This is a genomic window from Microbacterium sp. NPDC055357, from assembly GCF_053644835.1.
Genome location: NZ_JBSHLZ010000007.1, coordinates 119,595 through 128,185, shown reverse-complemented (window position 1 = coordinate 128,185; position 8,591 = coordinate 119,595). Strand labels below are relative to the sequence as shown.

The window sequence follows — 8,591 nt, the reverse complement described above, 5'->3', positions numbered from 1 at the left end:
ACTGGGACGGTTGACCCCCATCGAGTTCGAGACCATCATGAACACGACCGTCGCACTGGCGGCGTGACTAGGAACTGTCACCTCACCGTGCAGCAGTCCCGTTTTCGTCCGCTGCTCGGAGACTCGGACGAGACTGGCCGACTCGTCGGAGAGATCGTCGAGCAGATTGGGGTACGGCGCCGTCGCGGGGACGTCGCCGTAGTCAGCCCGCATTGCGCAACTCGAACTTCTGCACCTTTCCGGTCGCCGTGCGGGGCAGTTCCTCGACGATCCTCACAGCATCCGGGACCTTGAAGCCGGCAAGCCGACCGCGAACGTGGTCGAGGAGCTCACCTACCTGCACCGACAGGCCGGGCCTTGCCACGACGTACGCGAGCGGACGCTCCCCCCAGCGCTCGTGGGGAATGCCGATGACGGCGACGTCGAGCACGGCCGGGAATGAGAGGATCGCGTTCTCCACCTCGATGGTGGAGATGTTCTCTCCGCCCGAGATGATGATGTCCTTCGCGCGGTCCTTCAGCTCGACGTAGCCGTCGGGGTGCATGACGCCGAGGTCACCGCTGTGGAACCACCCTCCCGCGAATGCCGCCGCGGTCGCGTCGTCGTCGTGGAAGTAGCCCAGCATGACATTGTTGCCGCGCAGCACGATTTCGCCGACGGTGACCCCGTCACGGGGGACATCGTTCATGTCCTCGTCGACGATGCGTGGGGCATCGGCCTGGATCATCGCCACGCCCTGCCGGGCCACGCGGTCGGCGCGGTCGGCGGCGGGCAGCTCGTCCCACGCCGGCTGGTGCTCGTTGATGGTGAACGGTCCATAGACCTCGGTGAGCCCGTAGACGTGCACGACGTCGAAGTTCAGTCGTTCGAGCAGCTCGATGATCGTGGGGGAGGGGGCGGAGCCCGCGGTCGTGATGCGGACTCGCCGGTCGAGGGGATGCGCCTGGTCGGCGTTGGCGATCGTGGAGCACACCGTCGGCGACCCGCACAGGTTGGTCACGGCGTGCTCGTCGATGGCATCCCAGACCGCCTGGGGGCGTACGGCGCGTAGGCAGACGTGGGTGGCGGCGGCGGCGGTGACCGCCCACGGCGTGCACCATCCGTTGCAGTGGAACATCGGAAGCGTCCACAGGTAGGTGCTGTCTCGGCCGAAGCCGTTGTGGATCAGCTCGCCCAGAGCGTTCAAGTATGCGCCGCGGTGGGAGTACATCACGCCCTTGGGGCGCCCTGTCGTGCCGGAGGTGTAGTTGATGGAAATGGTCTCCAGTTCGTCGCAGACCTCCCATGACAGCGACTCGGGGTCGCCGTGGGTGGCGCTGTCGACGAACGCCGTGAAGCTCGTCGCACCCTCAGGGACGAGCGCTCCGAACTCCGGATCGGCGATCGAGATGATCTCCGGCGGCGCAGTGAGCGCTTCGGCCGCCGCTTCCGCCGTCGCCAGCAGTTCGGCGTCGACGAACAAGAGCTTGGCTCCCGAGTGCTCCAGGATGTACCCGATCTCCGCAGCTGACAGGCGGGAGTTGAGTGTGACGAGCACACCGCGCGCCAGCGGGACGGCGAAGTGCGCGATGAGTGTCTCGGGGATGTTCGGTGCCAGGAACGCCACACGGTCGCCGGGATGGATCCTCGCGCGGATGGCCGTTGCCAGAGACTCGGCGTCCGCACGGAACGCGGCGTAGTCCCAGCGCCGGGCGCCGTACACAATCGCCTCCTTGGTCGGGAACACCTCCGCCGAGCGCCGCAGGAATGACAGCGGGGTCAGCGGTGTGTAGTTGACGGCTGCGGAGGTTTCCGTGGTGTGTGCGGACATCGTCGTCGTCCTCATCATCGTGATCGAGCAGGCTGCATCCGAGGTTCACGCGTGCGCCCGACATTCGCAAGCAAACCCGTACTTTGGTAGGTGCTCCTGCGGTCGGTCAGGGGATGAGGCCCGCTGCTTTCGCGGACAGCACTGCCTGGAGCCGAGACCGGGCCCCCACCTTGCGCATCACCGACGACACGTGGCCTTTCACCGTGGTCTCCCGCAGATTGAGCCGCTGCGCGATCTCGGCGTTGCGCATGCCCGTCGCCACCAACGCGATGACATCCAGCTCGCGCACGGTCAGGTGAGGGTCAACGGAAGGGAGAACGTCCTGGTGTGCCGGGGACTCGCCGTCGGCGTCGCCGCGGTCCCGCTGCTGCGCGACGAGCTGCGCGACGCGATGATCGACCTCGTCCCGCACGGAGATCTCCCAACTCATCCGCTGCGCCGCAGCGACCAGGACGTCCAGTGCCTTGGCGCCGATCTGCGTGGGGATGCGGAAGCCGCCGTACAAGATCGCCCGCACGCGCGAGCAGACGACGACGGGCGCCGACGCGAGAGTCACGATGTGTTCGGCCGCGACCTCGCGCTCGTAGCGGTGGGTGATCGATCTCGCCTGTCGGTAGTCTGTGGTGTACCTCAGCGACCGGGTCGCCATGACCTTGCCGCCCAGGCCCTCACCGGCCTGGATCCCCAGGCCGTGGATGCTCCGCCCGATCGTGTTCGAGTAAGCGCTCAGTGGCGCGAACTGGGAGTCGACGAGGCCGCCGAAGCCGAGCTCGAACCCGCCCCGCGCGGTCGTCCAGTCGACGGCATCCGCCATCAGCTGAGCATCACGCGACTGCGTCGTCACCTCCCGCATGCAAGCGAGAGTAGCCGATGCGACCCGGCTCACTGGTTCTCGAAGAGGGCGACGCGCAGTTCTTGGCATAGTTCGCCGAGGGCCTGCGGAACGGCCTTGCTGATACGGGGGAACGCCATGAACCCGTGAGGCATGCCGACATAGGTCGTCGTGCGGACGGGGACCCCGGCCTTCCGGAGGGCGGCGGCGTACCGTAAGCCGTCGTCCCTGAGCGGGTCGTGCTCCGCGACCTGGATCAAGGCCGGCGGCAGATCAGCGAAGTCCGCGGCCAACAGGGGGGATGCGTACGGGTCCCGCGGGTCCTGGTCGGCCAGGTAGTGACCCCGGAAGGCAAGGAGGTCCGCCTTCGTGAGGATCGGGGCGTCCGCGTTCTCGTCGATCGACGGACTTGCGAGCGTCAGATCCGTCACCGGGTAGATCAGCCCCTGCAACGCGATGGACGGACCAGACCGGTCGCGTGCCATCAGCGCTACGACGGCGGCCAGGTTTCCGCCGGCGCTGTCCCCGACGACTGCGAGGCGGGAGGCGTCCACGCCCAGTTCAGACCCCCGGCCGACGAGGTCGACGATGGCGTGATACGAGTCGTCGGCAGCGGCCGGCCAACGCGCTCCAGGCGCGAGTCGGTAGTCGAGCGAGGCCACCACGGCTTGCACGCCACTGGCGATGCTGCTCCCGAGCCAGTCGTAGGTGTCGAGAGACCCGGATGTCCACCCGCCCCCGTGGATGAGCACGACGAGCGGGGGAGTGCCCTGAAGACTGGTCGGGCGGTAGACGCGCACCGCGATCGGACCGTCGCCGCCCGCCGCGGTCGTGTCTCGGACCGAGACGCCCTTGACCAGACCGCCCAGCAGCAGGTCCGTGAGGGGGTTATGGCCGATCACCCGGCGCTGGTCTGCGAGGATCTGCTCCTCGGAGCGCCTCGTCACTGAGGTCCTTCTGAGCAGGCGGCCCAACATCTTCGTTCGCCGATCGAGTGCGACCATGACTTCTCCTCGCCTTTTGGCAATCGATCGTAGAGCCCTGGGCTACCCGAGACGATCAGACGGTACGAAAGAACTACAACGGCCGATTCATGCCCGCGGAAGGCGTTCGTCCGGGTCGTGGGATCTTCGTCGAGCCGAGGCCGACGAGCAGGTGCGCGTCTTCAGGTCGCGGGGTCATCGCGCCGTCCATCGCGGCCACTGGCGACAGCGACGGATTCGCGGTGCGTCATTCCGGTCATCCGCATGAGGTCGACGAGCGCCGAACGTGCCGAGACCAGCAGCACCCGCACCGCCGTCGTCGTGTCGTCGCGCAGCTGGGCGGTGATGGCACGGCCGACGTCCCGCAGTTCGCTCTGCAGCGCCAACGTCGCCTGCGGGTCGGCCGCCGCCGTCGCCCACTGGCCGACACCCCGGACGACCCGGGCGAGTGCGGCCACACGGATCGCAGCATCCGTCGCATCCTCGTCGTTGCGATGAACGGCACGCGCTGCTCGCGCGAGGGAGACCAGCGCCGAGGTCAGTGCGAACCACTCGTCGCGCACCCGCACGGCGCGGACACGAAGATGCGCGCTCTTCCGCCCGCGCCTGCCCAAGCGAACGCTCTCGCGCGATGCTCTCACCGCGTCGTCGAGTTCGGCCACCGCTCCTGTCGCTTTGAAGACCTCCGCGACGAGCGCGTCGAGATCGGCGCCGGGTCTGCTCAGCCCCGCCGAAACTCTCTCGAGCGTGTCGGCGAGCTCATCCGTGGCGGCTGACACGGTGCTCACCAGCAGCCGGTCGCCGCGGAAGGCCGCGACCACGGCGATGAGGAGCGCGACCGCTCCGCCCACCAGCGCGTCCGCGATGCGCAGGAACGGGGGCGCCTGGGTGATCGGCGTGAGCACCAGGGTCACAACGGCTGCGACCGCGGCCTGGTTCGTGAAGAGCGCCGTGGCGCGCACGGCGACGGCTGCACCCATCGCCACCGCGACCGTGACCCCGAGCAGGACCGCGACGGGAAGATCGAGCAGAGCCACGAGCTCGCCGGCGATCACTCCCACCAAGACACCGCCGAGGACCTCGAGTGAGCGCTGCACCCGCTGCCCGCCGCTGAGACCGACGCAGATGACGGCGGCGATCGGCGCGAAGAAGGCGTTCTCGGTGCCGAAGAGCGCCGACGCAAGGGCATAGGCGAGCGCCGCGGCGACGGCGGCCGCGATGACCGACCCGCCGTGACGACGGACGCGCACGACCACCCCAGCCAGTCCCGGTCCTCGTCGATTCACGGCGAAACTTCACCCGTCGTGCGGGAATCCGAGGGTGGTGGTGCTGGCCAATGCGGCCTGCCTCGTATCGAACCTCGTCAGCTGAGCGACGATCGGGCGGTCGCTCGAGACGACGAGCCCATACGGCACACCGAGGGGAATCGCGTGCGGGTCGATCAGATCATTGATCCGCACATGGCACACGCGTCGTGCCGCCACGGTGAGGCGGTACGGTCCCGACGGCCCGTCGTCCTCGAAGTAGACCGTCGCCTCGATGCTCGCATCGACGCCGCCGGTGTTGAGGAGGCAGAGCTCGTCTCGGCTCGTGAACTCGGGCTCCGATCCGGTCGAGCCCACGGGCATGTAACCGCCGGAGAAGACCCAGGTGCGAGATCCGAGGGCATTCATGCGTCCTCCTCGAACAGCGTGCGCAGATAATCGTTCATGAAGACTCCGTCGGGGTCGAGCCGGCGTCGGATGCGTTGGAATTCGTCCCACTCCGGATACATGCGACGCAGATCGCTCGCCGTGCGCGTGTGCTTCTTGCCCCAGTGCGGTCGACCGCCGAAGTCGAGGAACATCGGCTCCATGTCGGAGAAGTAGTCGTCGTGGTCGAGCACGGAATTCTGCAGGAGCGCGATGGTCACGGTCGGCCCCGTGTTGCAATTGCTCAACATGGCGTCGTCCCCGGCAACCGTGCGCACGAGCACCCGCCAGCCGACGTGCTGCCGGTGACGCTCGATGACTCGCTGCCGCACAGCGCGGAAGACCTCCATGCCGCGCTCCAGCGGAAACATGTACTCCATCTCGTCGAACCGCAGTTCACGTCGGTTGGTGATGATGCGGTGACTCGGGCCGATCTCGTTCGCCTTGCGCTCGCGCATCGGCACGTCGATGAGATCGAGGTGACCCGGCAGGTCCATGAACCGCAGCTTGACCTCGTCGCGTCGCGGATACCAGTAGAAGTCCATGTGCCGGCTCGTCCTGGTGAGCTGATCGAACTCGTCGATCGCCCAGTCCGTGCCGGCGATGACGTTGCGCCGATGCAGGTCATACGCGTGGAGCACCCGCAACGTGAGCGACGTGAACATGCCGAGCGACCCGAGGGAGACCTGCGCCGCTCGAGTCATCGCGTCGGTCCCGTCGGTGCCGGCCTCGACGCCGAAGGGCACGAGGTCGCCGGTCCCGGTCACGAGGCGGCCGCCGACGACGGTCGAAGAGACGTTTCCGAGTCCCAGGCCCGTCCCATGCGTTCCCGTCCCGACCGCGCCGGCGATCGTCTGGTACGCGACGTCGCCGAGGTTCTCCATGGCCATCCCGACGTCCTCGAGCAGGCCCCCGAGGTCCTCGAGGGTTGTGCCCGCCCCCACCGACGCGGTCATCGCCGTGACGTCATGGGAGTCGAGCCCGGTGAAGCGACCGAAGTCGACCAGCGTGTCACGCGTCTGGACGAGCGGAGTCGACGAGTGCCCGGACCCCACCGGACGAACGCAGAGCCGGCGTGCGCGCGCATCGGCGACGAGACGCCGGAGGTGCTTCTCGCCTTTCGGTCGTGCTCGTCTCTCGTAGGCGAATTCGACGCTCTCCGACCAATTGCGGAATCGCTCAGCCATGGGCCTCCTCATCTCCACACTGCACCGACGGCGCGGCCGCAGCACCGGGTTGACAAGGGGACATCATCTTCGAACGAGGAACGGTCAGGTTCCCGAGCCGGTGCGGCCGCGTCGGGGTCAGACGTCGAGTTCGCCCACGATCTCGCCGAACAGTTCACCCGTCTTGCGGAATCCGAGGCGAAGGTAGAACTGCTCCGGCCCGTCGGGCCCCGGCTCCCACAAGACGGTGATCTTCTCGATGCCCCGCCGACGTGCTTCGGAGGCCACCTGCTCGACGGCGAATCGGCCGATGCCCCGGCGCTTCGCCTCGTCAGCGACGTTGAGGCGCCACACTCCCGCGCGGAACGCCTCGATTTCGTGGTCCGGATCCCAATTGGCCATGACGAACCCGACGATGTCGTCGTTGTCGGCGATGAGTCGCGGCCACGCGGTGGGCGTGACGTACGCCTCGGCGATCGAGTAGACGACGGGGGCGACATTCGCCTTCTCGCCGACTGCCGGAGGGATGCGGAGTGCGGCGGCCAGGTTCTCAGCGCTGAGTTCGATGAGCTCGAGGTTCATGACGGCACGGTAGCGCCGGCATCCGACATGCGAATCGTGCAGGATCTCGCCGGGAACACGGAAGGTCGGGACGATGCGTCCCGACCTTCCGTCTGCGGCGGCTTACTTGAAGGCGTCCTTGACGTCTTCGCCGGCCTTCTTCAGGCCCGCCTTCGCCTGATCCATGTGGCCTTCGGCCTCGAGGCCCTTGTCGTCGGTGGCCTTGCCGACGCCTTCCTTGGCCTTGCCCTTCATGTCTTCAGCCGCATTCGAGATCTTGTCGTCCAGACCCATGGTGTCTCCTTCGTCTCGGACAGCGCGGGGATCTCCTCGCGTGTGGATCCATCGCACACCGTCAGCGCAAAGGCGTCCAAGGGGTTGACGCTCCCACCTCCGTGTGCAAAGTTCGCGGCCCCTTTCTCCCGCGAGACCGCATCGGGCCTCCCGCGAGACCGCATCGGGCCGCCGAAACCGTGGGTATTACCCGCAGTCTCGGCCTCCCGACGCAGTCTCGGCGTCATGGGGTCGTGCGGTGGGCGGGAGTGATACGGGTGGGCGGGAGTGTAGTCCGGCCCGTCGTGAAGGGCGAGTGCCTGTCCCGCGGCATCCGCGGTGCCTAGCCTGGCAGCATCCATCGCACGAAGGGAGATCTGTCATGGCACGGTTCGAGAACAAGGTGGCCCTCGTCACGGGGTCGGGTTCGGGTATCGGCAGAGCGGTCGTCGATCTGCTGCTCGCCGACGGAGCCCGGGTCGTCGGCGCCGACCTCAAGCCGGGCGATGAGGCCGAGAACTACGTTCCGGCGGTGTGCGACGTGACGAAGGAAGCCGATGTCGAAGCAGCGGTGGCGACGGCCATCGACCGATTCGGTCGTCTCGACGCCGCCTTCAACGTGGCCGGGGCGTCGCGCGCGGGAATGATCGTCGACCAGTCCGAGGAGGACTGGGACTTCACCGTCGACCTCGTCCTCAAGGGAGTGTTCCTCTCGGTCAAGCACGAAGCCCGGGCGATGACCGACGGCGGTGCGATCGTCAACGTCGCGAGCCTCAACGCGCACGTGCCGATGTGGTTCGGTGCGGCGTACGCATCCGGCAAGGCGGGAGCCGAGATGCTGACGAAGTCGGCGGCGCTCGAGCTCGGTGGACGAGGCATCCGTGTCAACGCGGTGCTTCCCGGGCTCGTCGAGACTCCGCTCACGAACTCGATGACCGAGAACCCCGCCCTGATGGAGGACTTCCGCAACAGCATCGTGCTCACCCGCGCCGCCGACCCGGTCGAGATCGCGAAGCCCATGCTCTTCCTCGCGAGCGACGATGCGTCGTACATCACGGGCACTTCGCTCGTCGTCGACGGTGGGTGGGAGATCACCGGCTACCCGAACCTCGCGAAGCACATGGGGTCCGCGCCCGGGGAATGACCCTCGCGCGTGACCCCGTGAGACTGCATCGGGGCGCCGAGACCCGGGGTAACCCCCTCAATCTCCGCGCCCCAACGCAGCCCCGGGGCCAAGGGCGGGTAAGGGGCGGGAGGGGAGAGGGGGAGGGGAGA

The 8,591-nt window shown here is 67.7% G+C and carries 10 protein-coding genes; 1 reads left to right on the top strand and 9 read right to left on the bottom strand.

Going from position 1 to position 8,591, the window contains the following annotated elements; all coding sequences use genetic code 11:
• The 9 genes from ACWICD_RS11080 to ACWICD_RS11040 form a co-directional block, all read right to left on the bottom strand.
• On the bottom strand, window positions 1-213 hold a 213-nt coding region (locus ACWICD_RS11080; RefSeq protein WP_454140173.1), incomplete at its 3' end, for a hypothetical protein.
• Window positions 203-1,810 carry an AMP-binding protein gene (locus ACWICD_RS11075; protein ID WP_376128433.1) on the bottom strand — a complete coding sequence of 536 codons (1,608 nt, stop codon included), beginning with the start codon at window positions 1,808-1,810 and terminating at the stop codon, window positions 203-205. The genes ACWICD_RS11080 and ACWICD_RS11075, both read right to left, overlap by 11 nt.
• Window positions 1,811-1,916: 106 nt before the next feature.
• Window positions 1,917-2,663, bottom strand: a complete 747-nt coding sequence (locus ACWICD_RS11070) for a response regulator transcription factor (protein ID WP_454140172.1) — start codon at window positions 2,661-2,663, stop codon at window positions 1,917-1,919.
• A gap of 29 nt (window positions 2,664-2,692) precedes the next feature.
• The gene (locus tag ACWICD_RS11065; RefSeq protein ID WP_454140171.1) at window positions 2,693-3,589 is read right to left on the bottom strand and encodes an alpha/beta hydrolase; all 897 of its coding nucleotides are present in this window, start codon (window positions 3,587-3,589) and stop codon (window positions 2,693-2,695) included.
• Window positions 3,590-3,807: 218 nt separating this feature from the next.
• Complete coding sequence (locus tag ACWICD_RS11060; RefSeq protein ID WP_454140170.1) at window positions 3,808-4,875, bottom strand: FUSC family protein; 1,068 nt, start codon at window positions 4,873-4,875, stop codon at window positions 3,808-3,810.
• A 45-nt stretch (window positions 4,876-4,920) separates the two neighbouring features.
• Complete coding sequence (locus tag ACWICD_RS11055) at window positions 4,921-5,298, bottom strand: sensory rhodopsin transducer (RefSeq protein WP_376128425.1); 378 nt, start codon at window positions 5,296-5,298, stop codon at window positions 4,921-4,923.
• Window positions 5,295-6,503, bottom strand: a complete 1,209-nt coding sequence (locus ACWICD_RS11050) for a D-arabinono-1,4-lactone oxidase (RefSeq protein WP_376128423.1) — start codon at window positions 6,501-6,503, stop codon at window positions 5,295-5,297. The genes ACWICD_RS11055 and ACWICD_RS11050 overlap by 4 nt, the downstream gene beginning before the upstream one ends.
• A gap of 117 nt (window positions 6,504-6,620) precedes the next feature.
• A complete protein-coding gene (locus ACWICD_RS11045; RefSeq protein WP_454140169.1) occupies window positions 6,621-7,064 on the bottom strand; it encodes a GNAT family N-acetyltransferase in 444 nt (147 codons plus the stop codon).
• A 102-nt stretch (window positions 7,065-7,166) separates the two neighbouring features.
• Window positions 7,167-7,337 carry a CsbD family protein gene (locus ACWICD_RS11040; RefSeq protein ID WP_376128419.1) on the bottom strand — a complete coding sequence of 57 codons (171 nt, stop codon included), beginning with the start codon at window positions 7,335-7,337 and terminating at the stop codon, window positions 7,167-7,169.
• Window positions 7,338-7,698: 361 nt separating this feature from the next.
• Between ACWICD_RS11040 and ACWICD_RS11035 the strand changes: the two genes are divergently transcribed.
• Window positions 7,699-8,460, top strand: a complete 762-nt coding sequence (locus ACWICD_RS11035) for an SDR family NAD(P)-dependent oxidoreductase (RefSeq protein WP_376128417.1) — start codon at window positions 7,699-7,701, stop codon at window positions 8,458-8,460.
• The last annotated feature ends 131 nt before the right edge of the window (window positions 8,461-8,591 follow it).

Bases quoted from the DNA above. Each gene is read 5' to 3' on its own strand.
- ACWICD_RS11075 (WP_376128433.1), bottom strand. From the start codon at position 1,810: ATGTCCGCACACACCACGGAAACCTCCGCAGCCGTCAACTACACACCG.
- ACWICD_RS11070 (WP_454140172.1), bottom strand. From the start codon at position 2,663: ATGCGGGAGGTGACGACGCAGTCGCGTGATGCTCAGCTGATGGCGGAT.
- ACWICD_RS11055 (WP_376128425.1), bottom strand. From the start codon at position 5,298: ATGAATGCCCTCGGATCTCGCACCTGGGTCTTCTCCGGCGGTTACATG.
- ACWICD_RS11050 (WP_376128423.1), bottom strand. From the start codon at position 6,503: ATGGCTGAGCGATTCCGCAATTGGTCGGAGAGCGTCGAATTCGCCTAC.
- ACWICD_RS11045 (WP_454140169.1), bottom strand. From the start codon at position 7,064: ATGAACCTCGAGCTCATCGAACTCAGCGCTGAGAACCTGGCCGCCGCA.
- ACWICD_RS11040 (WP_376128419.1), bottom strand. From the start codon at position 7,337: ATGGGTCTGGACGACAAGATCTCGAATGCGGCTGAAGACATGAAGGGC.
- ACWICD_RS11035 (WP_376128417.1), top strand. From the start codon at position 7,699: ATGGCACGGTTCGAGAACAAGGTGGCCCTCGTCACGGGGTCGGGTTCG.